Source organism: Zoogloea sp., from assembly GCF_023150065.1.
Taxonomy (GTDB): domain Bacteria; phylum Pseudomonadota; class Gammaproteobacteria; order Burkholderiales; family Rhodocyclaceae; genus Zoogloea.
The window spans coordinates 1-339 of record NZ_JAKLLN010000058.1 but is presented as its reverse complement, the minus strand read 5'-3'; the positions used below and the strand labels follow the sequence as shown (position 1 = coordinate 339).

Sequence of the window (339 nt, the reverse complement as noted above, 5' to 3'; positions counted from 1 at the left end):
GCGGGCAGGTGACGGTGTTGCCGTGCACGATGCCCTGGGACAGTGGCCCGGCCTTGTGGGGGCACTTGTCGAGCACCGCGAAGACTTCGTCGCTGGCGCTGCGGAAGACCGCGATGCGGCCGTGGGCTTCGCTGTCCACTACGCGGGCGCCCAGAACCGGGACGTCGCCGAGGGTGCAGATTTTTTTCCAGTCACTCATGATGGGGGCCTCAGACCTTGATGATTTCGAACTGGCGCTTGTGGAGGCCGCCGGCCTGGTCTTCGACGATCTCGGCCCACGGGTCCTTGTAGTTCTGCAGCGCGAACAGCAGGCGTTCGTAGAGGGCCTTGCGCTGCCCG

The 339-nt window shown here is 65.8% G+C and carries 1 pseudogene; it reads right to left on the bottom strand.

Features of this window, described 5'->3' with window-relative positions:
- Positions 1–139, bottom strand: a pseudogene (locus L6Q67_RS23310) (Rieske 2Fe-2S domain-containing protein); the annotation flags it as partial.
- Between the last annotated feature and the right edge of the window lie 200 nt (positions 140–339).